The sequence below is a fragment of the Massilia sp. CT11-108 genome (assembly GCF_047302915.1).
GTDB lineage: Bacteria > Pseudomonadota > Gammaproteobacteria > Burkholderiales > Burkholderiaceae_D > Telluria > Telluria orientalis.
The window spans coordinates 1-240 of the sequence record NZ_JBKYMO010001741.1 but is presented as its reverse complement, the minus strand read 5'-3'; the positions used below and the strand labels follow the sequence as shown (position 1 = coordinate 240).

The following is a 240-nucleotide window of genomic DNA, read 5'->3' as shown; positions in this document are numbered from 1 at the left end:
GGACTTTACTGGTACTAGCCTCATCAACCACTTGCGGTACCTTGAAGTAATCGTAGTCCTTCAACAATCGGTGGAACCGCCTGCCCGATTCTGCTTCTCGTATATAGTCGCACTCGTCTTCCAGTTCGCGCTTCATGACTGCAATCGTGTTTTGAAGATACAAGCCCTTTGGCAAGAGTGCCGACGAACGGAGGAGTATGGACAAATTTGAGAGATCGGAAGAAATGGACGATGCGATAC

At 48.8% G+C, this 240-nt stretch carries 1 protein-coding gene; it reads right to left on the bottom strand.

What is annotated here, in order from left to right:
• Positions 1–226, bottom strand: a 226-nt coding sequence (locus ACEN88_RS36200) for an AarF/UbiB family protein (RefSeq protein ID WP_413347197.1), incomplete at its 3' end; no start/stop codon positions are given.
• Positions 227–240: the final 14 nt, after the last annotated feature.